The sequence below is a fragment of the Georgenia faecalis genome, assembly GCF_003710105.1.
GTDB classification, from domain to species: Bacteria; Actinomycetota; Actinomycetes; order Actinomycetales; family Actinomycetaceae; genus Georgenia_A; species Georgenia_A faecalis.
Window position 1 is genome coordinate 2,924,179 of record NZ_CP033325.1, and the last position, 23,383, is coordinate 2,947,561.

Below are 23,383 nucleotides of genomic sequence, written 5' to 3' on the forward strand. Positions count from 1 at the left end.
TGCACGCGGCACGTCCGCGCTTTCGTCCTACAGTGGCCCCGATGTCCACCGCCGCAGCCGACCCCGCACCGCTCGTCGTCCGTACCGTCGAGATCGACGACGTCGGCGACCTCCTCCCGCTCCTGCCCCACGACGACCCGGCGACGACGATGAGCTGGGTCCGGCGCGGCGAGGGCATCGTCGGCTGGGGCGCGGCCGCCCGCCTGCGCACCGACGGACCGGCCCGGATGATCGAGGCGGACGCCTGGTGGCGACGCCTCGCGGGCCGGATGATCGTGCGCGACGAGGTGGGCGTGCCGGGCTCGGGCCCGGTGGCGTTCGGCTCCTTCGCCTTCTCCCGCGACTCCGCCGCCGGCGGCACGCTCGTCGTGCCCCGGGTCGTCGTCGGGCGGCGCGACGGGCGGAGCTGGCTCACCGTCGCCTCGCCGGCCGCGCTCGGCCCCGCCCCCACGCTCGCGCAGGCGCGCGGGGCGGTGACGCCGGTGCGCGCGCCCGGCGCCGTCCGCTACCGCGACGGCTCGCTCACCGCCGACCAGTGGCAGGCCGCGGTCGCCGAGGTGGTCGCGGCCATCCGGGCGGGGCAGGTCCAGAAGGTCGTCATGGCCCGGGACGTCCTCGCCCGCACGAGCGAGGACGTGGACGTCCGCCACCTCCTGCGGGCGCTGGCCGCCGAGTACCCGGGGTGCTGGACCTTCGCCGTCGACCACATCCTCGGGGCCACCCCCGAGCTCCTCGTCCGCCGGGACCACGGGCTCGTCGCGTGCCGGGTCCTCGCCGGCACCATCCGGCGCACGGGGGACGACGACGACGACCTGCGCCACGCCGCGACGCTGGCCCGCTCGTCGAAGGACCTCGAGGAGCACGAGCTCGCCGTGGCCTCGGTGGCCCAGGCGCTGGGCCCGTACTGCACGAGCTTCAACGTCCCCGAGGCGCCGTTCGTCCTCCACCTGCCCAACGTCATGCACCTGGCCAGCGACGTCACCGGCGTCGTCGACGCCACCCGCGGCCCGTCCAGCCTCGCGCTTGCCGCCGCGCTGCACCCCACCGCGGCGGTGTGCGGGACCCCGACGCCGGAGGCCGCGGGCGTCCTGGCCCGCGCCGAGCGGATGGACCGGGGACGCTACGCCGGCCCGGTCGGCTGGATCGGTGCGGACGGCGACGGCGAGTGGGGCATCGCCCTGCGCTCGGGCGTGGTCCAGGACGCGCGCACGGTCCGGCTGTTCGCCGGGTGCGGCGTCGTCGCCGCCTCCGACCCGGCCGCGGAGCTGGCCGAGTCGGAGGCGAAGCTGCTCCCCATGCGTAGCGCCCTGGGCTGACGCCCGTCAGGCCTCGCGGGCGGCGAGGGTGACGTCGACCTGCGCCGCGTCGCCGTCGCACACCACCGTGAGGGTGACGGCGTCCCCCGAGGAGTACTGGCGGACGTACCCGGTGAGCGACTCGGCGCCGTTGACGGTCTTGCCGTCGATGGCCGTGATGACGTCCCCGGCCCGCAGGCCGGCCTCGTCGGCGGGCGCCCCGTCCTCGATGGACCGCACCTCGGCGCCGGCGCGGGTGATGTCGTCGACGGTCGCCGTGGCGTCGGAGAGGGAGACGCCGAGGAACGCGTGCTCCGCGGTCCCGGTGTCGATGAGCTGCGCGGCGACGTCGGCGGCCTGGTCCACGGGGATGGCGAAACCCAGGCCGATGCTGCCCGACTCGCTGGAGAGCGTGGCGATCGAGCTCGTGATGCCGATGACGCGGCCCGACGCGTCGAACAGCGGCCCGCCGGAGTTGCCCGGGTTGATCGCGGCGTCCACCTGGATCGCGTTGGTCACCACGGCCCCCGCGGTCGGGTCCTGCGAGGACGCCTGCGTGGAGACCGGGCGGTCGAGGGCGGAGATCACGCCGGTGGTCACCGTGGAGTCCAGCCCGAGCGGGTTGCCCACCGCGACGACGGGCTGACCGACGACGAGGTCCGCGGAGGACCCGAGCTGGGCCGCCACGAGGTCGTCCGGCGCGTCCACGAGGCGCACGACGGCGAGGTCGGTCGTCGGGTCGGCCCCCACGACGTCCGCCTCGAACATCCGGCCGTCGGCGAGGCTGACGACGATCTGCCGGGCGCCATCGATGACGTGGTTGTTGGTGAGGATGTGGCCCTCGCCGTCGATGATCACCCCGGACCCGGCGCCCTCGCCGGAGCGCGTGGTGACGTCGAGCGCGACGACGGACTCCCGGACCGCGGCGGCGACGGACTGGGCATCGCCCGAGGTGGCGGCGGGGGTCACCGAGGTGACGTCGCCCCCGGCGGACGGGGCGGCGGCGACCGGGGCGTCGAAGGCACCGGTGAGGGAGACGGTGCCGAGGCTGGCGAGGAGCGCGGCGGCGGCGGCCGTCCCGCCGAGCCCGGCCCAGCGGCGCCGGCGCTCGCGGCGCTCGCGCTCGACCGTGGCCTCGTCGGTGCCCAGCGCCCAGGTGGCGCCGACCCCGGGCGCCGGCCAGGGCTCACCGGCGGCGGGCGCCGGCCCGTCGGCGGGCGGGGCGTATGCCGTCGGCGAGTAGGCGGGCGGCGCGAAGGAGTGCGGCGCGTAGGCGGGCGGCGGGTACGCACCGGCATCGGGCGTGGGGATCCCGGCGGGCGGGGTGGCGGGGGCAGCGGCGTCGGCGTCCTGGCCGACGCCGTCCGGTCGGGTCTCGCGCATGGGGCGCTCCTTCCTGGGTCGGCTGCACCGATCCAAGCGCGCGCACCTGGGGCGCGGCTCGGCGCTACCTGGGAGGCTCCTGGGAATCCGCGACGGCGGCGACGGCCTCGGCCGCGGCCCGCCCGGCCCGCTCCCGGGCCGCCCGCAGGTCCCGGCGGTCGAGGAGCACCTCGACGACGCTGCGGCCCCGCACGGGTGCCTCGAGCGCGACGGCGAGCTCGGCCGGCGTGCGCACCCGGGTGAAGGCGGCACCGTAGCCGGCGGCGAGGGCGGCCAGGTCGGCGTGCTGCGGGGTGGCGAAGACGCGCTCGAAGGGGGCCGCGTGCTCGGGCGCGCCGGGCTCGAGCGTGGAGAAGATGGCGCCGCCGCCGTCGTTGACGACGACCACCTGGAGGTCCGCCTCCGCCTCGAGCGCCCCGCGCAGGAGCGAGCCGGCGTCGTGGAGGAAGGTGAGGTCGCCCATGACGGCGCGGACGGGCGCGCCGGCCCCGAGGGCCAGCCCGGTCGCGGTGGCCACGGTGCCGTCGATGCCTGCGAGCCCCCGGTTGGCCATGGCCCGCGGACCGTCGACGGGCCACGGCTCGGCGACGAGGTCGAGGTCGCGCACGGCCATCGACGAGCCCACCACGAGCAGGCGGGCCCCGCCGTCGCCGTGCGCCGTGGCCGCCGCCACCGCCCGCGCGACCTGGAGCCCGTCGAGGGGGTCGGAGGCGCGCGCGGTGAGCGCACCGGCGGCGGCCCGGCCCGCGCGCTGCCATGCCGCGAGCCACCGGGCGTTCTCGCTCGTGGGGTCCGCGGCCGCCGCCACGTCCTGGGCCGCGGGAGCCGCGGCGAGCACGACGGCGCTGGCGGTCCCGGCGACGTCGGTCCACCGGGCCCCGCGGGCCGCGACGACGACGACCTCGACGTCGGGCCGGGCGAGGAGGGCGCTCACCGGGCGGCTCAGGGTGGGCCGGCCGAGGACGAGGACCCGCTCGACGCGGCCCCCCAGCGCCGGCTCACCGAGGAGCAGGCGGTACGGGCCGACGGAGTGGGGGCCGCACCGCGCCCCGGACGTGGGTTCGGCGAGCAGCGGCCAGCCCCCCGCCTCGGCGAGCGCGACGGCGCCCGGCCCCGCGCCGTCGCCGGCGACGACGACGGTCCGGGCCCGCGGCGGCAGCACCACCGGGGCCGGCTCGGCCAGCGGCGGGACCAGGGCGTGCACCGGGGGCGGCGGTCCCGGCTCCCACGGCGCCGCCGGCACGAGCGGCTCGCGGAACGCGACGTTGAGGTGGACGGGGCCGGGGTCGGCGGTGCGGGCGCCGGTGGCCGCGGCGAGCGCACGCGCCACCACCGCCCGCAGCTGCGGACCGGTGGGGGCCCCGGCCGGGACCTCCCCGCTCCACCGGGGGGCGGCGCCGAAGATGCCCACCTGCTCGGTGGTCTGGTTGGCACCGGTCCCCCGCAGCTCGTGCGGGCGGTCGGCACTGACGACGACGAGGGGCACGCCGGCGTGCGCGGCCTCGAGGAACGCGGGGTGGAGGTTGGCGACGGCGGTGCCCGACGTCGTCACCACGGCCACCGGGGCGGGGACGCCCCCGCGCAGCGCCGCCGAGCGGCTCAGCCCGAGCGCGAGGAAGGCCGCGCTGCGCTCGTCGACGCGCACGTGCAGGCGCAGCCACCCCGCCTCGTGCGCCGCGAGCAGCGCGTACGCGAACGGTGCGCTGCGCGAGCCCGGGGAGAGGACGGCGTGCCGGACCCCTGCCCGCACGAGCGCCTCGACGATCTCGCGCGCGACGAGGGTCGCGGAGGACTCGGCGCTCACGCGGCGCCGCCGGCGGCCACGGATGCCAGGCGCCGGGTCCACCGGGCGGTGGTGAGGTCGTCGGCGCGGACCTGGGCGAGGGTGGCCGGGGTCGGCTCGGGGCGGCCGACGGCGATGCGCCCGTCGACGGGCAGGAGGGGGTCGACGACGGTGTCCCGTTCCAGCAGGCGCACCGTGGCCAGCCCGCACGCGTAGGGCAGCTCGGGCAGCGCGGCGGCGAGCGCGAGGCCGGCCGCGATGCCCACCGAGGACTCCAGCGCGGAGGAGACGACGACGGGCAGGCCCACCTGCTCGGCGAGGTCGAGGCACGCCCGCACGCCGCCGAGCGGCTGGACCTTGAGGACGACGACGTCCGCCGCCTCGGCCCGGCGCACCGCCAGCGGGTCCGCCGCGCGGCGGATCGACTCGTCGGCGGCGACGGGGACGTGCGTGCGGCGGCGCACGGCGGCGAGGTCCTCGACGCGGGCACACGGCTGCTCGACGTACTCCAGGCCGCCGGCCGCGCGGTCGAGGAGGCGCAGCCGGTCGAGGGCCGTCTCGACGTCCCAGGCGCCGTTGGCGTCGATGCGGATCCGCCCGCCGGGGCCGAGGGCGGCGCGCACGGCCTCGAGCCGCGCCTGCTCGGCGGCGACGTCCTGGCCCGGCTCGGCGACCTTGACCTTCGCCGTCGTGCACCCGGACCCGCGCACGATCCGGGCGGCGGTCGCGGCGTCGACGGCGGGGACGGTGACGTTGACGGGGATGCTCGCCCGCAGCGGTGCGGGCCAGCCCTCGTCCGTCGCCTCGCGCGCGGCCCGCAGCCACCCGGCCGACTCGGCGTCGTCGTAGTCCCAGAACGGGGAGAACTCCCCCCACCCGGCGTCGCCGCGCAGGAGCACCCCGTCGCGGACGTCGAGGCCCCGGAACCGGGTCCGCATCGGCGTGGCGTACACCGCGGCGGGTGCGAGGGCGTCGGTCACGGTTGCCAGGATAGGCGTGGGCGTGCCGCCGGCCCGCGGGGGGGCGCTCCGCGGCGGGTGGCCCGCCGTCACCGGTGGTGCGGCGGGACCGGGTACAGGACGTGCTCGGTGTGCTGCAGGACGTTGCGGACGAGCGCGGCGACGTGCTCGTCGGGCTGGCCGTAGTACACGGTCGTCCCCTCGCGGCGGGAGGTGACCAGGCGGCCCGCCCGCAGCCGGGCGAGGTGCTGCGAGACCGCGGGGGCGGGCCGGTCGACGGCCTCGGCGATCGCCGTGACGGACAGCTCCGTGCCGGCGAGCATGGCGAGGATCGCCAGGCGGGTGCGGTCGGCGAGCAGCCGCAGGACCTCGGCGGCGTGCGCGAGGTCCGCGTCCTGGGGCACCGGCCGGCCGGGCGGCCGGGGTCGTGAGGGCGCCGTCGCCGCCTCGGCCCCCTCCGCCACCCCCACCGGGGGGCCGGTCGGCAGGGCGGCCGCGAGCGCCCGCTCCTGCTCCGGCGTCGCCGCTCGGGCCACCCACACGCTGGCCAGGCCCCCGCGCCCGACGACGTCCTGCGCGGCGCCCTCGAGGCGGCCGACGGTGTGGGCCGTGGCCGGGAGCGCCACCAGCGCCTCGGCCGTCTGGGCGACCCCGGACGTGCGGAGCCGGCGCCACGGAGGGCCCGGCGACGTCGGGGGGTCGCGCGGGAGCCAGTAGCTGAGGAGCACCCACTCCGGCGCCATACGAAGAATGGAACCGCGTGGGCACCGACCCCACAACCGGACCCGTGCGGGGGGCGCGACGGGGTGCTCGGGTCGGGGCGGGTGGAACCGGCCGCGCCGGACGCTCGTCGCGCGCGGACGGGCCGCCGGCAGCGCGGGGCTGCCGGCGGCCCGCCGGTGCTCACCGGGCGACGACGCTCAGGGGCGGCGTGCCCCCAGGGCGGCGGCGCCCTCAGGCGCGGGCGGTGACGCGCTCGCGGTCCTGGCGACGGGCGAGGCCGGCGAGGGCCACCGCCGCGAGCGCCGCGCACAGCGCGACGCCGACGAGGCCCGCGACGCCGACGAACACGCCGCCCGCCGCCCCGTAGTCCGCCAGGGGCAGACCGGCCAGGGCGTGGTCGCGGGCCGCGCCCGCGAAGCCCAGGGCCGACGCCGTGGCCTCGAGGCCGTCCGGGGACGCGGCCGCGAAGGACGACAGGACGACGGCGGCGAGGACCGCTCCGGCGCCCAGCACGGCCACCGGGCCCCGGGGGCGCCCGGTCACCGGAGCAGCAACCGGGCCCGCGGCACCGGCCTCGTCGATCGCCGCGGCACCCGGCGCCACGGCGAGGACGACGGCGACGACGGCGCCGGTGATCGCCGCCTCGCCGATGCCGATGAGGGCGTGGACGGCGAGCATCTGGGTGGTGAGCTCGGCCACCGGGACGCCGACGGTCCCCCCGAGCGCGAAGAGGCCGACGAAGACGGCGGCCGCGGCGGGCACGCTCACGAGGGCGCCGAGGGCAGCCGCCGGGGCGCCACGGCCGCGCGGCAGCGCCCGGGCGCCGCGCATGACCGCCCACCCGACGAGGGTGCCGACGACGGCCATGAGCAGGACGTTGGTGCCCAGCGCCGTGATGCCGCCGTCGGCGAAGACGAGCGACTGGACGCCGAGGACCACGGTCACCGAGAGGATGCCCAGCCACGGCCCGAGGAGGGCGGCCGCGAGGGCGCCGCCCATGAGGTGGCCGCTCGTGCCGGACGCCACGGGGTAGTTGAGCATCTGGACGGCGAACACGAAGCCCGTCGTCGCGGCGGCCATGACGACCGTGTCGCGGGTGAGCGCGGGACGCGCGCGGTAGGCGGCGTACCCCACGGCCGCCGCGGCCGCGACGCCCGTGGTGATGGAGGCGGCGTCGGTGAGGAAGTGGTCGGGGACGTGCATGTCGGGCTCCTGTCATCGGGGACGCACAAGGAATGACCTGCATGGCCGGCGGCACCGGTGCCGCACCTCGGCAACGTATGCCCGGACCCCGCACGAGGGCAGGGCGGCACGGGCTGTGTGCGTCGATGCGCAGGCACGCGGGTAGCGCCCGGCGGCGCGGCGGTGCGGGGCCCGCCCGGCACCCCACCCGGCACCCCACCCGGCACCCCGCCGGGCACCTCCCCGGCCGCGGCGGGCTAGGGTCTCGTGACGTGAGCGAGCGAGCGAGCACCGTGTCCGAGACGTTCGACCCCGACGCCTGGCGTGCGGTCGACGGCTTCGACCTCCAGGACGTCACCTACCACCGGGGCGTCGAGCGGGGCACCGGCGCGCGGGGCACCGATGAGCGGGACCTGCCGGTCGTGCGCATCGCCTTCGACCGCCCGGAGGTCCGCAACGCCTTCCGCCCGCAGACCGTCGACGAGCTCTACCGTGCCCTGGACCACGCGCGGATGACGCCCGACGTCGGCACCGTCATCCTCACCGGCAACGGCCCGAGCCCCCGGGACGGCGGGTGGGCGTTCAGCTCCGGCGGCGACCAGCGCATCCGCGGCCGCGACGGGTACCGGTACGAGGCCCCCGGCTCGGACGACCAGGCCCCCGCCGCCCAGCGCCGCGAGCAGATCGACCCCGCCCGCGCGGGCCGCCTGCACATCCTCGAGGTGCAGCGCCTCATCCGGACGATGCCCAAGGTGGTCATCGCCGCGGTGGACGGCTGGGCCGCCGGCGGCGGGCACAGCCTCCACGTCGTGTGCGACCTGTCCATCGCGTGCCGCGAGCACGCCCGGTTCATGCAGACCGACGCCAACGTCGGCTCCTTCGACGCCGGGTACGGGTCCGCGCTCCTCGCCCGCCAGGTCGGGGACAAGCGCGCCCGCGAGATCTTCTTCCTCGCCCGCGAGTACTCCGCCGAGGACGCGATGCGGTGGGGCGCCGTCAACGAGGTGGCCGACCACTCCGACATCGAGCGCCTCGCCCTGGAGTACGCCCGGATCATCGCCACCAAGTCGCCGCAGGCGATCCGCATGCTCAAGTTCGCCTTCAACCTCGCCGACGACGGGATGGCCGGCCAGCAGGTGTTCGCCGGGGAGGCCACGCGGCTGGCGTACATGACCGACGAGGCGGTCGAGGGCCGTGACGCGTTCGTCGAGCGCCGCGAGCCCGACTGGTCGGGCTACCCCTACTACTTCTGAGCCCGCCTCCTTCGGAGCCGGCGCTACGGCCCGAACGAGCCGAGCATCGTGGTGAGGACCGCCCCGCCCACCAGCGCGAGCCCGACGACGAGCGCGGTGATGACGAGGGCCGCGGCGACGACGGCGACCCGCTGGGCGCGCGCGCCCTCCCCCCGGCGGGCGGGCAGGCCGAAGGACCGGGCCGGGGCGGAGTCGGACGGGCGGGCAGGGGTTCCGGTGAGCATGGCTCCACCCTCGCGCCGCACCCCGGCCGGGCACATCGACCGGCGGGCGGAACCTGCGGGCGGCCGGGTCGGCCCACGGGGGCACGCCCGTCTCCACCCCGGGGATGACCCGGGCCGGCCCCCGCGCCGACCTACCCTGGTCCCGTGACGCCCCTCGAGCCCCCGCCCCGGCCGGCCGAGGGCGGGACCCGGCCCGCCGCCGTCGCCACCCTCCTCGCGGACCTCGCCGCCACGCTCGACGACGGCGCGGCGCGCGGCCCCCTCCTGCCGCTCGCCCCCGGCGCCGACCCCGCCCCCGTCCTCGCCCGGCTGCGGACCCCGCCCGCCCCGGGGACCGCCGTCGTCCTGGCGACGTCGGGCTCGACCAGCGGCACCGGCCACCTGGTCGCCCTCACGGGGGCCGCCCTGCGCGCCTCCGCCGAGGCGACGCACGAGCGCCTGGGCGGGCCCGGTCAGTGGCTCGCGTGCCTGCCCACCCACCACGTGGCCGGGTTCCAGGTGCTCGTCCGCTCCGTCGTCGCCGGGACCTCCCCCGTGGTCCTCGACACCACGGACGGCTTCCGGCCCACGGACCTGCCGGAGGCGGTGGGCCGCCTGCGCGGTGACCTGCCGTCCTACCTCTCCCTCGTCCCCACCCAGCTGCGCCGGGTCCTCGAGGCGGGCGGCGCCCCCCTCGCGGCGCTGGCCCGCCTCGACGCCGTCCTCCTCGGTGGCGCCCGCACCCCCGCCGCGCTCCTGGACGCGGCGGCCCGGGCCGGCGTCCGCGTCGTCACGACCTACGGCATGACCGAGACCGGCGGGGGCTGCGTGTACGACGGCGTCCCGCTGGCCGGGGTCCGCGTCCGCACCGACGCCGGCCGCGTCCTCCTCGCCGGCCCCGTCCTCGCCGACGGCTACCTCGACGACCCGCAGGCCTCGGCCGCGGCGTTCGTCACCGAGGGTGGCGAGCGGTGGCTGCGCACCGCCGACCGCGGGGCCCTGTGCGACGGGCGCCTGGCCGTGCAGGGCCGCCTCGACGACGTCCTCATCACCGGCGGGGTCAACGTCAGTGCCGGTGCGGTGGAGCGCGTCCTCGCCGACACGTTCGGTGAGGTCGTCGTCGTCGGCGTCGCCGACGACGAGTGGGGCGTGGTGGTCACGGCCGTCGTGGCCGGCGGGCCGGCGCGCCTGGCCGACCTGCGGGCACGCGTCGTGCCGCGGCTCGGTGGCCCGGCCGCGCCGCGGGCCCTCGTCGTGCTCGACGCGCTGCCGCTCATCGGGCCCGGGAAGGTCGACCGTCGCGCGGTGGCGCGGCTCGCCACCGAGGCCCTCGCAGGGGCGCCGTCCGCCGCCCGCGTCCGCGCCGTCGAGCGGCACTGACCGCCCTCGGCGCCCCGCGCCGGCTCGGAGCCGCCGCGGGCGGCGCCGTATCCTTGCCACCCCCCGATCCAAGGAGTCGCATGGCCACGTTCACCGACTGGGTGGAAGGCGCCCGGCTGCGCACCCTCCCCGCGGCGATCGCCCCCGTCCTCGTCGGTACCGGCGCGGCGCACGCCCTCGGGGCGAGCTCCCTGCCGCGGGCGCTCCTCGCCGCGGGCGTCGCGCTGAGCCTGCAGGTCGGGGTGAACTTCGCCAACGACTACTCCGACGGGATCCGTGGCACGGACGCGGTCCGCGCCGGGCCCGCCCGCCTCACCGGCTCGGGGGCCGCCCGCCCGGGGGCCGTCCGTGCGGCGGCCTTCGCCTCCTTCGCCGTCGCGGGCGTGCTCGGCCTCGCGCTGTGCGCGGTGGCGCAGACGTGGTGGTTCCTCGCCGTCGGCGCCGTCGCGGTCCTCGCCGCCTGGGGCTACACCGGGGGCAAGCGCCCCTACGGCTACCGCGGCCTCGGTGAGGTGGCCGTCTTCGTCTTCTTCGGCCTCGTCGCCGTCCTCGGGACGACGTACACGCAGGCGCTCCGGGTGTCCTGGCCCGCCCTGGGCGGCGCCGTCGCCATCGGCCTGCTCGCGTGCGCGCTCATCATGGTCAACAACGTCCGGGACATCCCCACCGACTCCGTCACGGGCAAGCACACCCTCGCGGTGCGCCTCGGCGACGCCGGGGCCCGCCGGGCCTACGTCGCCCTCGTGGCCCTGCCCCTGCTCGTCGGGGCCGTCATCGCCCTCGCGCACCCCGGGGCGCTGCTCGTCCTACTGCTCGCGCCCTGGGTGTGGCGCCTGGCGCGGGTGGTCCTCGGCGGCGCCGGGGGCCGCGACCTCATCGTGGTGCTGCGCGACACCGGGCTCCTCGAGCTCGCCTACGGCGTGCTGCTCACCGTCGGCCTCGTCCTCTAGCGCGGCCGGGCCGCGGACGTGGTCCGCCTCCGCGTCCTCGGCGTCGTCGTCCAGGGGCTGGCCGTCCCCCCGGCGCCCCGCGCGTTCCGCCAGGTACGCCGCCGCCGCGGTCCGGGGGCCGGCCAGGACGAGGTAGGCCACCGGCGCCGCCAGCAGGACCGCCACCAGCGCGAGCAGCCACCCCCGGAACCCGACGAGGGCGAGGACGACGGCACACCCGGCGAGCACGGCCAGGCGCAGGAGCGAGTAGACGAGGACGGGCACGGCGCCAGCCTACGTGCCGCCGCGCTCAGGCCGCGGCGCGGCTACCCTGAGCCGTGATGAGATACCTGCCCTTCATCCTCGGCCTGGCGTTGGTCATCTACGCCCTCGTCGACTGCGTGCGCTCCGACGACTCCCGCCTGCCGGTCGGCCTGCCCAAGGCGGTGTGGGTGGTCCTCATCATCCTCTTCCCTGGCATCGGCGCGATCGCCTGGCTGGTGGTGAGCCGCGCCGCCCGGTTCTCCGCGCCGGACCGGGGCGCGCGCCGCCCGGGGACGGCGGCCGGTGGCCCCCGGCCCTCCCGCCGGCCGGCCGGACCCGTCGCGCCCGACGACGACCCGGACTTCCTCGCCAACCTCGACCGCGAGCGCCGCCGGCGAGAGCGCGAGGCGCGGGAGAAGCCGGACACCGACCCCACACCGGGCGCCACCGACGCCCCGGAGGACGCCCCGGAGGACGACCCGGGCCCGACGGTCGGCTAGTGGGCGGCGACCCCGGTCGGGTCGCGCTGCGCCGCTGGACGACGGCCGACGCCGGCGCCCTGCACGCCGCGCTCGCGCAGAGCCCCGACCTGGCGACGCAGCTGGGCCGCACCGACCTCGACGACCTCGGCGCCTGCGCGGACCTCATCGCCACCCGCCTCGGGGCGTCCTCGCCCACCGCGCACCACCTGGCCGTCGCCGTCGACGGCACCGCCGTGGGCAACGTGAGCCTCACCCACGTCGAGACGCGCCACGGCACGGCGTGGGTGTCGTACTGGCTGGCACCGGCGGCGCGGGGCCGTGGCCTGGCGGCCCGGGGGCTGGCCACCGTCGCCCGCTGGGCGCTGGCGGACCTGGACGTGTTCCGCCTGGAGCTGGGCCACCGGGTGAACAACCCGGCCTCCTGCCGGGTGGCGACCCGCGCCGGCTTCGCGGCCGAGGGGATCGAGCGGGGCAAGCTCCGCTACGGCGACCAGCGCTTCGACGTCGAGACCCACGCGCGGCTCGCCACGGACCCCGCGCCGCCGCTCGCCCTGCTCCCCCGCGTCTGAGCGCCGGGCCGGCTCAGAGCCCGGAGTAGCTGTGCAGCCCGTCGATGAGGAGGTTGACGACGAAGTAGTTGACGAGGATGCAGCCGAAGCCGGCGAGGCAGAAGTACGCCGCCTTGCGGCCGTCCCACCCGCGCGTGGCACGCGCGTGGAGGTAGGCGGCGTAGACGACCCAGATGACGAACGTCCACACCTCCTTGGGGTCCCAGCCCCAGGCGCGGCCCCAGGCGTGCTCGGCCCAGATGGCGCCGGCGACGAGCGTGAAGGACCACAGGAGGAACCCGACGGCGTTGAGCCGGTAGGCGAGCCGCTCGAGCTCGACGGAGCCCGGCACCGTGTCGGCGAGCCGGCCCCAGAAGCTGCGCCCGCCCTCGCGGGGCTCGTCGCGGAGGACCGGCTCGGCCGGGCCCCCACCGACCGTGCTGAGCACGCCGGCCTCGCTCGCCCGCGCGAGCTCGCTGCGCTCCTTGGCGAGCTGCACCACGGACAGGACGGCCGCGATGGCGAGGACGCCGACGGCGATGGTGGCCACCGAGACGTGGATGACCAGCCAGTAGTGGTTGAGCGCCGGCTGCACGCCGTCCGCCGCGACGTAGAGCACCGCGACGGCGAGCCCGAGGGTGAGCAGCACCGGGGTGACGACGAACGCGCCGAGGAACCGCAGGTCGCGGCCGAGCTGCAGGCCGAGGAAGACGAGCACGGCGACGAGGGTGAAGACGAGGGAGAACTCGTACATGTTCGCCCACGGCACCCGGCCCGCCGCCACCCCGCGCAGCACGACGCCGACGAGGTGGAGCGCGGCACCCAGGGCGGTCGTCGCCATGGCGACGCCCACCGCGCGGCGGCGACGCCCCTGGGCGCCGCCGTCCCGCAGGCCCGAGAGGTCGATGCCGAAACCGACCATCGCGACCGCGTAGGCGGCCATCGCGCCGTAGATCGCCAGCAGGCTCAGCTGGCCGGTGTCGTTCACGTCTCCTCCTGGGGGTGGGGCTCGGCGGGCTCACCCGCACCGCGCGGCACGGCGTCGAGGACGCGGTCGAGGTCGGCCCGCAGGCCGGGGTCCTCACCGCGGGCCAGCGCGGCCGCGCGGACCACTGTACGTCCGTCGGCGTCGGACTCGAGGCGTAGCCACAGGCGGCGCCGCGGGACGAAGAGCGAGGCGGCGAGCCCGACCATCGCGAGGACCGCGGAGGCGAGCAGGAGGCCGAGCGAGGGGTCGTGGCGCAGGTCGAGGGCGACGAACCGCGGCAGCTCCTCGAAGGTCACCGTGCCCTGGCCGTCCGGGAGGTCGACGCTCTGGCCAGGCTCGAGGAGCAGGGTGAGCGGGGCGCCGTCGGCGTCGACGAGCTGGGTCATCGCCTCGGTGTCGAGCTCGTAGGCGTTCTGCGGCTCGCCGTCGTCGAGACCGAGGTCACCGGCGTACGCAGTGAGGACGAGCAGCGGCGCGCCCGGCTGGGGGTGGACCGAGCGCAGCCCCCCGCTGGGGTCGGCCACCGCCGTGGGCAGCAGGTACCCGGAGAAGCCCAGCTGCTCGAGGCCCTCGGAGACGTCGGGGACCTTGACGACGCCGCGCGAGGTGTACACGCCGTCCTCGGGCAGGAAGGGCACCGCCTGGGAGAAGGCGAGCTCGCCGTCGGCGTCGCGGACGGTGATCCGGGGCGCGTAGCCGTTGCCGGAGAGGTAGACGTTGGCCCCGCCGGCCCGCAGGGGGTGGTTGACCTTGATCTCGTCGGTGTACACCTCGCCGCCGGGCTGCGTCACCGTCACGTGCGCGGTGAAGTCGCGGGCCTGGGCGTCCACGGTGAACTCGGACTCGAAGGAGTCCAGGGTGAAGGAGAAGGGCTCGAGGCGGTCCTCGTCGAACAGGGTGCCCGGGGTGAAGGAGTCGTAGTCGACGAGCGCGTTGGCGAACCCCTGGCCCTCGACGACGATGGCCTGCCCGCGGTAGCTCACCAGCTGGCCGTAGCCGAACGCGACGAGCACGCCGACCAGGGAGAGGTGGAAGACGATGTTGCCGGTCTCGCGCAGGTAGCCCCGCTCGGCGGAGATCCCCTCGGGGGAGGCCGTGGTGCGGTAGCGCCCCCGCAGGCGGGCGAGCACGGCCGTGCGCACCTCGTCGGCGCTCGCCGTCGTCGTCCGCTCCCCCCGGGTGGGGAAGCGCTCGAAGCGCCGGGGCACCCGCGGCGGCGCGGCGCGCAGGGCCCGCAGGTGAGCGCCCACCCGCGGCAGGATGCAGCCGATGAGGGAGACGAAGAGCAGGAGGTAGACGGCGGCGAACCAGGGGGCGGCGTAGACGTCGAAGAACCCCAGGCGCTCGAGCCAGGGCGCCAGCGCGGGGTGGTCCGTGCGGTACTGCGCCACCGCGCTGGGGTCCTGCGGCAGCTGGGGGAAGAACGACCCCGGCAGCGCGGCCACGGCGAGGAGCATGAGCAGGAGCAGCGCCACGCGCATGCTGGTGAGCTGCCGCCACGCCCAGCGCACCCAGCCGCGCAGGCCGATGCCCGCCGGCGCGGGCGCCCCCGCGGGCCGGTCGCCGGCCGCGGCGGGGGTCGTCTCCGGCTCGAGGTCGAGCCCGGTCTTGAGTCCCTCGGGGCGGTAGGCCATCACACGACCGTCACGAATCCGGCGACGAGGCCCTGGACCCACGCGGTGACGACGCCCCACAGCCCGGAGACGAGCGCGAGGCCGACGAGGACGAGCAGGGCGCCCCCCAGGCGCATGATCCCCACCCGGTGGCGGCGCAGGAAGCCCACCGCCCGGGTCGAGCGCGCGTACGCCAGGGCGATGAGGAGGAAGGGCACCCCGAGGCCGAGGCAGTAGGCGAGCGCGAGCACCCCGCCGCGCACGGGGCTGGCGCCGTCGAGGGAGAGCAGGAGCACCGCGGACAGGGTGGGGCCGATGCAGGGCGCCCAGCCCAGGCCGAAGACGATGCCGAGCACGGGCGCCCCCCACAGGCCGGCCCGGGGGCGCAGGTGCAGCCGCCGCTCCTGCTGGAGGAACGGCACGACGCCCATGAAGGCGAGGCCGAGGGCGATGACGACGACGCCGAGCACCCGCGTGATGACGTCCATCCACGGCGCCAGGGCCAGGCCCGCCCAGCCGAACACCACGCCGAGCAGGACGAACACCGCCGAGAAGCCGGCGATGAAGAGCGTGACGCCGGCGAGCAGCCGGCCGGTGCCGCCGCGCGTGGCCGTGCGGTCGGTGCCGGCGACCTCCCCCGTCATGCCACCGAGGTAGCCGACGTAGCCGGGCACGAGCGGGAGCACGCACGGGGAGGCGAACGACACCACGCCGGCGAGCAGGGCCACCGGCACCGCGGCGAGCATGGGCCCGCTGAGGACGGCCGCCCGGAAGGTCTCGGCCACCGCGTCCCAGTCCACTCAGTCCCCCTCGGCGAGGACGTCGTCGATGAGGCCGCGCAGCACCGTGGGGTCCGCCTGGCCGAGGACGCGTCCGGCGACGCGGCCCTCGGCGTCGAGCACGACCGTCGTCGGCATCGCCTGGAGGGGCACGAGGCCCTGCATCGCGGCCACGGCCCGGGCCTCCTCGTCGTGCAGGCTCGGGTAGGGCACGGCGAACGTCCGCTCGAACGCCTGGGCGGTCCCCGCGTCGTCCCGCGGGTTGACGCCGAGCAGGTGCACCCCGGCGTCGGCGTACTCGGCGTGGATGTCCGCGAGGTCCGGGGCCTCGGCGCGGCACGGCGGGCAGGCGGCGTACCAGAAGTTGACGACGACGACGTCGCCGCGCCAGGCGGCGACGTCGAGGCTCTCGCCGGCGAACGTCGTGCCGGCGAGGTCGACGGGCTCGGTGCGCTCGTCCGGCTCCCAGGCGGTCCACGACCCGTCGCCGGCCTCGTACCCGGCGCCCTCGATCTCCGGTCCGGTCGTCGTGCCGGAGCCGGCGGTGGAGCAGCCGCCCAGCGCGAGGAGGGCGGCGAGGAGGAGGGACGCGCCCCGGCGGCTCACGGGGCGCCCCCGGGAGCGAGCGGGGACGCCGCGGACGTGCCGGGCAGGACGTCGCGGGCCTGCGAGACGAGGTCCGCGGCGGGTTCCCAGTAGGCGAGGCCGACGAGCCGGGACCCGGAGAAGGTGAGCGAGGTGAGGGACGCGAGGGCGCACTGGCGCCGGCGCGGGTCGTGCCACAGCGGGCGCCGCTCGAGGAAGAGGCGGGTCACCCAGATGGGCAGCTGGTGGCTCACGAGGAGGGCCTCGCCGCCCTCCGCGGCGGCGCGCGCGTCCGCGATGGTCGCGCGCATCCGCTCGACCTGGTCGCGGTAGGGCTCGCCCCAGCTCGGGCGCAGGGGGTTGACGTAGCGCGGCCAGTACTTCGGGCTCGCGAGGCTGGCCCGGTCGCGGGCGACGCGGGTGCCCTCGAAGTCGTTGTCGGCCTCGATGAGGCGCGGGTCCGCGGCCACCGTGAGGCCGAAGGCGGCCGCGGTGGGGGCGGCCGTCTCCTGCGCGCGCTGCAGCGGCGAGGCGAGGACCAGGCGTATGTCGTGGTCGCCCTCGTGGAGCACCTTCGCCACCCGCGAGGCCATGGCCTGGCCGCGGTCGGAGAGGCGGAACCCGGGCAGCCGCCCGTAGAGGACCCCGTCCGGGTTGTGGACCTCGCCGTGGCGCAGCAGGTGGACAGTCGTTCGCGACATGCGCCTAGTGTCGCAAACCCCGCCGGGTGCCCGGACCCTCGTCGCCTCGCTCAGCCCTTGCCGATGCCACTGACCGGCCCTATAGTTGAAGAGTCAACTTTTATCTTCAGGAGGACAGCATGGGCCAGACCCCCACCCCCGGCACCTACGTCATCGACGGCTCCCACAGCGAGGCGAGCTTCACCGTCCGTCACGCCGGCATCTCCAAGGTGCGCGGCAAGTTCGACCGGTTCGGCGGCACGATCACCATTGCCGAGGACCTCAGCGCCTCCGCGGTGGACGTGACCATCGAGTCCGGCTCGGTCAACACCGGTGACGCCAACCGCGACGGGCACCTGCGCTCGGCCGACTTCTGGGACGCCGAGAACAAGCCGACGTGGACCTTCCGCAGCACCGGGGTGGAGGGCGGGGGCGAGGAGTTCACCGTGCACGGCGACCTGACGGTCAACGACGTCACGCGGCCGGTCGACCTCGAGGTGGAGTACAACGGGTCGACCACCGACCCCTTCGGGGTCTTCCGGCTCGGCTTCTCGGCCAAGACGGAGATCTCCCGCAAGGACTTCGGCCTCACGTGGAACGCCGCCCTCGAGGCCGGTGGCGTCCTCGTCGGGGACAAGATCAAGATCTCCCTCGAGGTCGAGGTCGTCCCGCAGCCGGAGGAGACCGACGCCGCCGAGGCCGCCACGCCCGAGGCGCAGCAGGCCGCGGCCGAGCAGGCCTGAGCCCACCCGACGGCGGGCGCCCTGCGGGGTGCCCGCCGTCGCCGTGCGAGGGCGGGGTCGGGCTAGCGCCGCGCCGGTCCGGCCGCCCGGCGGGCGCCCCCGCGCCACAGGCGGGTGACGACGCCGGCGGTCAGGACCGCCGCGGCACCCCAGGCGACGGCGAGCACAGCCGCCGTCCCCGCGCGCCCCCCGAGCACACCGCCGACCCAGATCCCCACGACGTCGACGACGACGACCGCGGGCAGCAGCAGGGCACCGAGCCACTTCTCCCGGCGCGACCACAGGGACGAGGCGGTGAGGAGGACGACGCCCACGAGCCAGAGCGGGCCGACGACCGGGACCGGCGCGACCACCGACCACAGGAGGTCGTACGTGGCGGGCAGGAGGACGGCGTACTCGCCTCCTTGCGCGTCGCCCCCTGCGGACACCTCGGTGGCGGCGGGCAGGAGGACGGCCACCGCACCGAGGACGAGCAGGTACAGCCCCGCCATCACCAGCAGGAGCACGCCGACCGTCGGCGGCACCCAGGGGCGGTCGAGGACCGGGACGCGCACCGTCGCCGCGGCGGGCACGGCGGACCCGCTCGACGAGCGCCCACCCTCCAGCGCCGCGGCCGCCACCGCCTCCGGCGGGCCGAGCTCGGCGAGCACCGCGTCGACGTCGGCGTCGGTGGCGGCGCCCCGACCGGCGAGGGCGGCGTCGACGTGCTCGCGCACCCCGCCGAGGACGTCCGCCCGCAGGACCGGGTCCAGCCCGGTGAGCATGCGGGCCAGGTCGTCGAGGTAGGTCTCGATCCGCTGGACGGTCGACGACGTCATGAGGACGCTCCCTCGCTCGTGGATGTGCCGGTCAGTGCGGCGTCGACGGCGTCCCGGAAAGGGCCCCAGGTGGCCGCGAACCGCGCGAGGGCCGCCTCCCCCTCCCCGGTGAGGGCGTAGTAGCGCCGCGGCGGGCCGGAGCTCGACTCCTGCCACGTGGTCTGCACCAGTCCCGCCCTCCGCAGCCGGGCGAGCAGCGGGTACAGGGTGCCCTCGCCGTTCATGAGCAGCGCGCCCGCTCCGAGGCGGCGCGCGATGTCGAGCCCGTAGTGCGGTCCACGACGCAGCAGCGCGAGGACGCAGTACTCGAGCGCACCGCGACGCAGGTGCGTGAGGATGCCCTCAGCCCCCGGTTCCATGCGTGACAAGGTAGCGGGGGCGGCCGCCCCTGTCAGCGCCTTTCGGGCGGCGATCTTCGCGGGCCGGGCCTACCCCAGCGCGGCGCGCAGCCGCCCGGCCTCGATCCGCCAGTAGCCGCGCTGGACGCCGTCGACCTCGACGACGGGGACGAGCTCGCCGTACCGCTGGGCGAGCGCCGGGTCGGTGTCGACGTCGACCTCGCGCCAGGCCACGCCGGCCTGCGCGCACTCCCGGGCGACCACCACGCGGGCGTCGTCGCACAGGTGGCACCCCGCCCGGCCGTAGAGCACCACCCGCACGTCGTCCATCTCCGCCTCGCTCCGCTCCGGCCCCGCAGGGCGCCCTGGTCGCGTCCCACCCCTCGGCGAACGGGGCGGACGTCGATAGGGTGGCATCGTGCCAGAGCCAGTCGTCGCCGCCTTCTTCGACGTCGACAACACCATCATCCGTGGGGCGAGCGGGTACCACCTCGCCCGCGAGCTGTTCCGGCGCAAGTTCTTCGGCGTCCGCGACATCGCCTTCTTCGCGGGCCACTACCTCGCGTACACCGTGCTCGGGGAGAACGTCACCCGCATCGCCGACATCCGCGCGCGGGCGCTGCGCGTCGTGCACGGCCGCACGGTGGCCGAGATCGTCTCCATCGGCGAGGAGGTCTACGACCAGGTCCTCGCCAACCGGGTCTTCCCCGCCGCCCGCGCCCTCATCGACGGCCACCTGGCCGCCGGTCACCAGGTCTGGCTCATCACGGCCACCCCCACCGAGATCGGTGAGCTCATCGGCCGCCGCCTCGGGGCAACCGGTGCGCTCGGCACGGTGGCGGAGTCGGAGGACGGCGTCTACACGGGCCGGCTGCGGGGCAGCCTGCTCCACGGCGAGGGCAAGAAGGCCGCCGCCCTCGCCCTCGCCGAGCGCGAGGGCATCGACCTCGAGCGCAGCTACGCCTACGGGGACTCGCTCAACGACGTCCCGATCCTCGGCGCCGTCGGCCACCCCTGCGCGATCAACCCGGAGCCGCGGCTGCGGCTGCACGCCTCCGACGTCGGTTGGCCGGTCCGCGACTTCCGTCGGCGCCGCCGCGACGTGCGCGGGGGGATGCGCACCGGTGTACGCGGAGCGGGCTGGGCCGGTGCCGCCTGGGCGTTCGCGGCCGTCGTCCGCGCCGTGCGCCGCCAGGGCTGACGGCGCCCGGACGCGGACATGAGTCGGGCCCGGCATGCTCTGCCGGGCCCGTGATCACGACGGTCGAGCCGTCACTTCTTGTTGCGTCGCTGGTGGCGCGTCTTCCGAAGCAGCTTGCGGTGCTTCTTCTTCGACATGCGCTTGCGGCGCTTCTTGATGACAGAGCCCATGAGACCTCGCAGTGCTGATCGAGCCGGACAAGGATAGGCGCGCAGCACCCGCCACACGCAGAACAGGGGCGAGTCTACCCGCCTCAGCGAGCCTCTCGCTCGGGCGTCCAGTCGCCCACACCGCTGGAGAGCAGTTCCTCGACCGCAGCCTGGGGCACCCGGAACGAGCGCCCGACGCGCACGGCGGGGATCTCCCCGGCGTGCACCATCCGGTAGACGGTCATCTTGGAGACGCGGATGAGCTCGGCAACCTCGGCCACGGTAAGGAACCGCGGCGCCTGCTGCTCTGCCATCGCTACCTGCCTCGTCTCGCGGTGCCGTTCGGCACGCTGCTCATCAGAGGCACTCTAGGGCCCCGGGGGCCGCGACGGAAATGATCAGGACCATCATCTTGTCAGCGGGTCGAGGCCGTGCCACGGGAAGACCGCGTTGCGGGTGGCCATGATGGCGCGATCGACCTCGTCGTCGGGGTTGAACCCGCTGGACCAGGGCGTGAGGGTGGCGGGGCGCCCGTCGCTCATCGTCGCCGGGGCGTCGACGTCGGACATGTCGCGCACGCGCGCCCGCCACCCCGGCGGCACGGGGGTGTCGGGGTCGAGCGGACGACCGGCGACGACGGCGACCAGGTGCGCCCACACGCGCGGGACCACCCCCACCACCTCGTACCCCCCGCCGCCGGTCACCAGCCAGCGGCCGTCCGCGTACCGGTCCGCCAGGTCGGCGAGGAGGAGGGCCGCGCGCCGCTGGGCGTCGACGGAGACGTCGAGCGCGGCCAGCGGGTCGGTGCCGTGCGTGTCGCAGCCGTGCTGCGTGACGAGGACCTGCGGGGCGAACGCCTCCACGAGCGGCGCCGCCACCGCCTCCAGGCCGCGCAGCCATGCGGCGTCCGACGTGCCCGCCGGCAGGGGCAGGTTGACGGCGGTGCCCTGCGCGCCGGGGCCGCCGGTGTCCTGGGCGTACCCCGTGCCGGGGAACAGGGAGCGGGGGTGCTGGTGGACGGAGATGGTGAGGACGCGGTCGTCGTCCCAGAAGATCCGCTCGACGCCGTCACCGTGGTGGGCGTCGATGTCGACGTAGGCCACCCGCTCCACCCCGTGGGCCAGCAGCCACGCGATCGCGACGGCGACGTCGTTGTAGACGCAGAACCCCGACGCCCGGCCGCCCATGGCGTGGTGCATGCCCCCCGCGATGCTCACGGCCCGCCGGGACGTGCCGGTCCACACCTCCCGCGCCGCGCCCAGCGTGGAGCCGGCCACCCGGGACGCGGCCGTGTGGACCTGGCCGAAGATCGGGTTGTCGGTGTCCCCGAGGCCCCGCTCGGGGCAGGGCACGCCCTCACCGGCCGCACGCACCGCGGCGATGAAGTCGGGGTCGTGGACGCGGGCAAGGTCCTCCTCGGTCGCCGGGACCACCGCCCGCCGCTCGACGGCGTCCAGCAGCCCGAGCTCCTCGAGCAGCTCGAGCGTCAGCCGCAGGCGCAGCGGCGCCATGGGGTGACCCGCACCGAAGTCGTAGTCGAGGAGGTCATCGCTCCACATGAGGAGCGGCAGGCCGGGCATGGTTCACGGTAGCGCGGGCGTCGCGCCCGGCGCCCACGTGGACCAGGACGGCGCCGCGCCGGCATGCAAGGCTGTGCGGTGCACGCCCGCCGGGCGGCGCAGGGGCGGCGCCCGGGGACGACCGGGCCGGATCGGGAAGGGACGAGGCTGTCATGTCGCTGCTCACCGTGCTGCGGTCCGGGCGCGACGCCGTCGACCACATCGCCCGCCACTCCCCCGCGCGGCTCGCGCTCCTCGTCTTCGCCGCCATCGTCGCGGTCATCACCGCCCTGCTCTCGCTGCCGCTGGCCGCGGCCGCCGGCGAGCGCGCCCCGTTCGTCGACGCCCTGTTCACCGCCGTCTCGGCGGTCTGCGTCACCGGGCTGACGACCGTCTCCACGGCGGCGTACTGGTCCACCTTCGGCCAGGTGGTCCTGCTCGTGGGCATCCAGATCGGCGGGTTCGGGGTGATGACGCTCGCCTCGATCCTCGGCCTGGCCGTCTCCCGCCGGATCGGCCTCACACAGCGCATGCTCACCGCGTCGGAGACGAAGACGACCCGCCTCGGCGAGGTGGGAAGCCTGGTGCGCGCCGTCGTCGTCGCCTCCGTCGTCGTCGAGGCGGTCCTCGCCCTCGTCCTGGTCCCGCGCTTCCTCACCCTCGGGCAGGGCCTCGGTGAGGCCGCGTGGAACGGCGTGTTCATGGCGCTGTCGATCTTCAACAACGCGGGCTTCGTCATCCTCGACGACGGCCTGGCGCCCTTCGTCGGTGACTGGTGGATGGGCCTGCCGATCATCATCGGGACGGCGATCGGCGCCGTCGGCTTCCCCGTCATCCTCGAGGTGGCCCGGCGCTCGCGCGTCCCGCGCCGCTGGTCCCTGCACACCAAGCTCACCCTCGTCACCTACGGGGCGCTCGCCGCGGGGGCGACGGTCGCCATCGGCCTCTTCGAGTGGACCAACCCCGAGACGCTGGGTGGCCGTCCCTTCGACGAGAAGGTCCTCAACGCGCTCGTCTCGGGGGTGAACAGCCGCTCCTCCGGCCTCTCGCTCATCGACGTCGGGGCGATGCGGGAGTCGTCGTGGTTCCTCCAGGACGCGCTCATGTTCGTCGGGGGCGGCTCGGCGTCGACCGCGGGCGGCATCAAGGTGACCACCTTCGCGGTCCTCCTCCTCGCCATCGTCGCCGAGGCGCGCGGCGACCGGGACGTCGAGGCCTTCGGCCGGCGCATCGGCTCCTCGACCGTGCGCCTGGCGGTCTCGGTCGCCTTCCTCGGCGCCACCATGGTGGGGACCGCGACGCTCCTGCTCCTCACCGTCACGGAGTTCAGCCTCGACGTCGTCATCTTCGAGGTGATCTCCGCGTTCGCCACGGTGGGCCTGAGCACGGGCATCACGCCCGACCTGCCCGACTCGGGCAAGTACGTCCTGGCGGCGCTCATGTTCGCCGGGCGCACCGGCACCATTACCCTGGCCGCCGCGCTCGCCCTGCGGGAGCGCCGCCGGGTCATCCGCATGCCCAACGAGCGCCCCATCATCGGTTGATC

The 23,383-nt window shown here is 76.5% G+C and carries 26 protein-coding genes and 1 pseudogene; 9 read left to right on the forward strand and 18 right to left on the reverse strand.

Going from position 1 to position 23,383, the window contains the following annotated elements; genetic code table 11:
* Positions 1-41 precede the first annotated feature (41 nt).
* Positions 42-1,316 carry an isochorismate synthase gene (locus tag EBO36_RS12850; RefSeq protein ID WP_122824977.1) on the forward strand — a complete coding sequence of 425 codons (1,275 nt, stop codon included), beginning with the start codon at positions 42-44 and terminating at the stop codon, positions 1,314-1,316.
* Positions 1,317-1,322: 6 nt separating this feature from the next.
* Here the strand turns inward: EBO36_RS12850 and EBO36_RS12855 are convergent, their stop codons facing one another.
* From EBO36_RS12855 to EBO36_RS12875, 5 genes are all read right to left on the reverse strand, one after another.
* Entirely contained in the window at positions 1,323-2,678 is a 1,356-nt protein-coding gene (locus EBO36_RS12855) for a S1C family serine protease (protein ID WP_122824978.1), read from the reverse strand.
* A gap of 64 nt (positions 2,679-2,742) precedes the next feature.
* Positions 2,743-4,482: a 2-succinyl-5-enolpyruvyl-6-hydroxy-3-cyclohexene-1-carboxylic-acid synthase gene (gene menD, locus EBO36_RS12860; RefSeq protein WP_122825662.1), complete on the reverse strand. Its 1,740-nt coding sequence runs from the start codon at positions 4,480-4,482 to the stop codon at positions 2,743-2,745.
* Positions 4,479-5,441 carry an o-succinylbenzoate synthase gene (locus EBO36_RS12865; protein ID WP_122825661.1) on the reverse strand — a complete coding sequence of 321 codons (963 nt, stop codon included), beginning with the start codon at positions 5,439-5,441 and terminating at the stop codon, positions 4,479-4,481. Before EBO36_RS12865 ends, menD begins: the two co-directional genes overlap by 4 nt.
* 68 nt (positions 5,442-5,509) lie before the next feature.
* Complete coding sequence (locus EBO36_RS15750; RefSeq protein WP_244925287.1) at positions 5,510-6,163, reverse strand: ArsR/SmtB family transcription factor; 654 nt, start codon at positions 6,161-6,163, stop codon at positions 5,510-5,512.
* Positions 6,164-6,374: 211 nt separating this feature from the next.
* A complete protein-coding gene (locus EBO36_RS12875) occupies positions 6,375-7,346 on the reverse strand; it encodes an energy-coupling factor ABC transporter permease (protein WP_122824979.1) in 972 nt (323 codons plus the stop codon).
* A gap of 251 nt (positions 7,347-7,597) precedes the next feature.
* Here EBO36_RS12875 and EBO36_RS12880 point away from each other — a divergent pair, with 251 nt between their 5' ends.
* Positions 7,598-8,578 (forward strand): 1,4-dihydroxy-2-naphthoyl-CoA synthase, encoded by a 981-nt coding sequence (locus tag EBO36_RS12880; RefSeq protein WP_244925288.1) that lies wholly within the window; start codon positions 7,598-7,600, stop codon positions 8,576-8,578.
* Between the two features lie 23 nt (positions 8,579-8,601).
* On the opposite strand, the gene EBO36_RS12885 is transcribed toward EBO36_RS12880, so the two are convergent.
* Complete coding sequence (locus EBO36_RS12885) at positions 8,602-8,802, reverse strand: hypothetical protein (protein ID WP_122824981.1); 201 nt, start codon at positions 8,800-8,802, stop codon at positions 8,602-8,604.
* 144 nt (positions 8,803-8,946) lie between these two features.
* On the opposite strand from EBO36_RS12885, the gene EBO36_RS12890 reads away from it, so the two are divergent.
* Positions 8,947-10,161, forward strand: a complete 1,215-nt coding sequence (locus tag EBO36_RS12890) for an AMP-binding protein (protein ID WP_164471470.1) — start codon at positions 8,947-8,949, stop codon at positions 10,159-10,161.
* A gap of 80 nt (positions 10,162-10,241) precedes the next feature.
* Positions 10,242-11,111, forward strand: a complete 870-nt coding sequence (locus EBO36_RS12895; protein ID WP_122824982.1) for a 1,4-dihydroxy-2-naphthoate polyprenyltransferase — start codon at positions 10,242-10,244, stop codon at positions 11,109-11,111.
* An 81-nt stretch (positions 11,112-11,192) separates the two neighbouring features.
* On the opposite strand, the pseudogene EBO36_RS15915 reads toward EBO36_RS12895, so the two are convergent.
* Positions 11,193-11,375 (reverse strand): annotated as a pseudogene (locus tag EBO36_RS15915) (DUF4229 domain-containing protein); the annotation flags it as partial.
* 56 nt (positions 11,376-11,431) lie between these two features.
* Between EBO36_RS15915 and EBO36_RS12905 the strand changes: the two are divergent.
* Entirely contained in the window at positions 11,432-11,854 is a 423-nt protein-coding gene (locus EBO36_RS12905) for a PLD nuclease N-terminal domain-containing protein (RefSeq protein ID WP_122824983.1), read from the forward strand.
* Positions 11,854-12,405: a GNAT family N-acetyltransferase gene (locus tag EBO36_RS12910; RefSeq protein WP_241236895.1), complete on the forward strand. Its 552-nt coding sequence runs from the start codon at positions 11,854-11,856 to the stop codon at positions 12,403-12,405. Before EBO36_RS12905 ends, EBO36_RS12910 begins: the two co-directional genes overlap by 1 nt.
* A 13-nt stretch (positions 12,406-12,418) precedes the next feature.
* On the opposite strand, the gene ccsB is transcribed toward EBO36_RS12910, so the two are convergent.
* The 5 genes from ccsB to EBO36_RS12935 are packed head-to-tail and all read right to left on the reverse strand — an operon-like array spanning position 12,419 to position 17,050.
* On the reverse strand, positions 12,419-13,372 hold the full coding sequence (gene ccsB / locus EBO36_RS12915; RefSeq protein ID WP_244925289.1) for a c-type cytochrome biogenesis protein CcsB: 954 nt from the start codon (positions 13,370-13,372) through the stop codon (positions 12,419-12,421).
* Positions 13,369-15,006: a cytochrome c biogenesis protein ResB gene (gene resB / locus EBO36_RS12920; protein ID WP_122824984.1), complete on the reverse strand. Its 1,638-nt coding sequence runs from the start codon at positions 15,004-15,006 to the stop codon at positions 13,369-13,371. The genes ccsB and resB overlap by 4 nt, the downstream gene beginning before the upstream one ends.
* Entirely contained in the window at positions 15,006-15,731 is a 726-nt protein-coding gene (locus EBO36_RS12925; RefSeq protein ID WP_122825667.1) for a cytochrome c biogenesis CcdA family protein, read from the reverse strand. Before EBO36_RS12925 ends, resB begins: the two co-directional genes overlap by 1 nt.
* Before the next feature lie 54 nt (positions 15,732-15,785).
* Positions 15,786-16,370 (reverse strand): TlpA family protein disulfide reductase, encoded by a 585-nt coding sequence (locus EBO36_RS12930; RefSeq protein ID WP_122824985.1) that lies wholly within the window; start codon positions 16,368-16,370, stop codon positions 15,786-15,788.
* Positions 16,367-17,050, reverse strand: coding sequence for a histidine phosphatase family protein (locus tag EBO36_RS12935; RefSeq protein ID WP_122824986.1), 684 nt, complete (start codon positions 17,048-17,050; stop codon positions 16,367-16,369). The genes EBO36_RS12930 and EBO36_RS12935 overlap by 4 nt, the downstream gene beginning before the upstream one ends.
* 119 nt (positions 17,051-17,169) lie before the next feature.
* Between EBO36_RS12935 and EBO36_RS12940 the strand changes: the two genes are divergently transcribed.
* Complete coding sequence (locus EBO36_RS12940) at positions 17,170-17,772, forward strand: YceI family protein (RefSeq protein ID WP_122824987.1); 603 nt, start codon at positions 17,170-17,172, stop codon at positions 17,770-17,772.
* A 62-nt stretch (positions 17,773-17,834) separates the two neighbouring features.
* Here the strand turns inward: EBO36_RS12940 and EBO36_RS12945 are convergent, their stop codons facing one another.
* The 3 genes from EBO36_RS12945 to EBO36_RS12955 all read right to left on the reverse strand — a co-directional run bounded on the left by EBO36_RS12945 (position 17,835) and on the right by EBO36_RS12955 (position 19,258).
* A complete protein-coding gene (locus EBO36_RS12945) occupies positions 17,835-18,590 on the reverse strand; it encodes an HAAS signaling domain-containing protein (protein WP_122824988.1) in 756 nt (251 codons plus the stop codon).
* Entirely contained in the window at positions 18,587-18,949 is a 363-nt protein-coding gene (locus EBO36_RS12950) for a PadR family transcriptional regulator (RefSeq protein WP_122824989.1), read from the reverse strand. Before EBO36_RS12950 ends, EBO36_RS12945 begins: the two co-directional genes overlap by 4 nt.
* Before the next feature lie 69 nt (positions 18,950-19,018).
* Positions 19,019-19,258 (reverse strand): glutaredoxin family protein, encoded by a 240-nt coding sequence (locus EBO36_RS12955; RefSeq protein ID WP_122824990.1) that lies wholly within the window; start codon positions 19,256-19,258, stop codon positions 19,019-19,021.
* 88 nt (positions 19,259-19,346) lie between these two features.
* Between EBO36_RS12955 and EBO36_RS12960 the strand changes: the two genes are divergently transcribed.
* Positions 19,347-20,129, forward strand: coding sequence for an HAD family hydrolase (locus tag EBO36_RS12960; RefSeq protein ID WP_241236897.1), 783 nt, complete (start codon positions 19,347-19,349; stop codon positions 20,127-20,129).
* A gap of 71 nt (positions 20,130-20,200) precedes the next feature.
* On the opposite strand, the gene EBO36_RS12965 is transcribed toward EBO36_RS12960, so the two are convergent.
* The 3 genes from EBO36_RS12965 to EBO36_RS12975 all read right to left on the reverse strand — a co-directional run bounded on the left by EBO36_RS12965 (position 20,201) and on the right by EBO36_RS12975 (position 21,858).
* A complete protein-coding gene (locus EBO36_RS12965; RefSeq protein ID WP_005504750.1) occupies positions 20,201-20,299 on the reverse strand; it encodes a 30S ribosomal protein bS22 in 99 nt (32 codons plus the stop codon).
* Between the two features lie 83 nt (positions 20,300-20,382).
* Positions 20,383-20,592: a helix-turn-helix domain-containing protein gene (locus EBO36_RS12970; RefSeq protein ID WP_122824992.1), complete on the reverse strand. Its 210-nt coding sequence runs from the start codon at positions 20,590-20,592 to the stop codon at positions 20,383-20,385.
* A gap of 93 nt (positions 20,593-20,685) precedes the next feature.
* Complete coding sequence (locus EBO36_RS12975) at positions 20,686-21,858, reverse strand: acetoin utilization protein AcuC (RefSeq protein WP_122824993.1); 1,173 nt, start codon at positions 21,856-21,858, stop codon at positions 20,686-20,688.
* A gap of 152 nt (positions 21,859-22,010) precedes the next feature.
* Here EBO36_RS12975 and EBO36_RS12980 point away from each other — a divergent pair, with 152 nt between their 5' ends.
* The gene (locus tag EBO36_RS12980) at positions 22,011-23,381 is read left to right on the forward strand and encodes a TrkH family potassium uptake protein (protein ID WP_122824994.1); all 1,371 of its coding nucleotides are present in this window, start codon (positions 22,011-22,013) and stop codon (positions 23,379-23,381) included.
* Positions 23,382-23,383 lie beyond the last annotated feature (2 nt).

What these genes read in the sequence shown, in the direction of transcription:
- EBO36_RS12850 (WP_122824977.1), top strand. Translation starts at nt 42, where the DNA reads ATGTCCACCGCCGCAGCCGACCCCGCACCGCTCGTCGTCCGTACCGTC.
- EBO36_RS12855 (WP_122824978.1), bottom strand. Translation starts at nt 2,678, where the DNA reads ATGCGCGAGACCCGACCGGACGGCGTCGGCCAGGACGCCGACGCCGCT.
- EBO36_RS15750 (WP_244925287.1), bottom strand. Translation starts at nt 6,163, where the DNA reads ATGGCGCCGGAGTGGGTGCTCCTCAGCTACTGGCTCCCGCGCGACCCC.
- EBO36_RS12875 (WP_122824979.1), bottom strand. Translation starts at nt 7,346, where the DNA reads ATGCACGTCCCCGACCACTTCCTCACCGACGCCGCCTCCATCACCACG.
- EBO36_RS12885 (WP_122824981.1), bottom strand. Translation starts at nt 8,802, where the DNA reads ATGCTCACCGGAACCCCTGCCCGCCCGTCCGACTCCGCCCCGGCCCGG.
- EBO36_RS12895 (WP_122824982.1), top strand. Translation starts at nt 10,242, where the DNA reads ATGGCCACGTTCACCGACTGGGTGGAAGGCGCCCGGCTGCGCACCCTC.
- EBO36_RS12905 (WP_122824983.1), top strand. Translation starts at nt 11,432, where the DNA reads ATGAGATACCTGCCCTTCATCCTCGGCCTGGCGTTGGTCATCTACGCC.
- resB (WP_122824984.1), bottom strand. Translation starts at nt 15,006, where the DNA reads ATGGCCTACCGCCCCGAGGGACTCAAGACCGGGCTCGACCTCGAGCCG.
- EBO36_RS12925 (WP_122825667.1), bottom strand. Translation starts at nt 15,731, where the DNA reads ATGCTCGCCGCGGTGCCGGTGGCCCTGCTCGCCGGCGTGGTGTCGTTC.
- EBO36_RS12935 (WP_122824986.1), bottom strand. Translation starts at nt 17,050, where the DNA reads ATGTCGCGAACGACTGTCCACCTGCTGCGCCACGGCGAGGTCCACAAC.
- EBO36_RS12940 (WP_122824987.1), top strand. Translation starts at nt 17,170, where the DNA reads ATGGGCCAGACCCCCACCCCCGGCACCTACGTCATCGACGGCTCCCAC.
- EBO36_RS12945 (WP_122824988.1), bottom strand. Translation starts at nt 18,590, where the DNA reads ATGACGTCGTCGACCGTCCAGCGGATCGAGACCTACCTCGACGACCTG.
- EBO36_RS12950 (WP_122824989.1), bottom strand. Translation starts at nt 18,949, where the DNA reads ATGGAACCGGGGGCTGAGGGCATCCTCACGCACCTGCGTCGCGGTGCG.
- EBO36_RS12955 (WP_122824990.1), bottom strand. Translation starts at nt 19,258, where the DNA reads ATGGACGACGTGCGGGTGGTGCTCTACGGCCGGGCGGGGTGCCACCTG.
- EBO36_RS12965 (WP_005504750.1), bottom strand. Translation starts at nt 20,299, where the DNA reads ATGGGCTCTGTCATCAAGAAGCGCCGCAAGCGCATGTCGAAGAAGAAG.
- EBO36_RS12970 (WP_122824992.1), bottom strand. Translation starts at nt 20,592, where the DNA reads ATGGCAGAGCAGCAGGCGCCGCGGTTCCTTACCGTGGCCGAGGTTGCC.
- EBO36_RS12975 (WP_122824993.1), bottom strand. Translation starts at nt 21,858, where the DNA reads ATGCCCGGCCTGCCGCTCCTCATGTGGAGCGATGACCTCCTCGACTAC.
- EBO36_RS12980 (WP_122824994.1), top strand. Translation starts at nt 22,011, where the DNA reads ATGTCGCTGCTCACCGTGCTGCGGTCCGGGCGCGACGCCGTCGACCAC.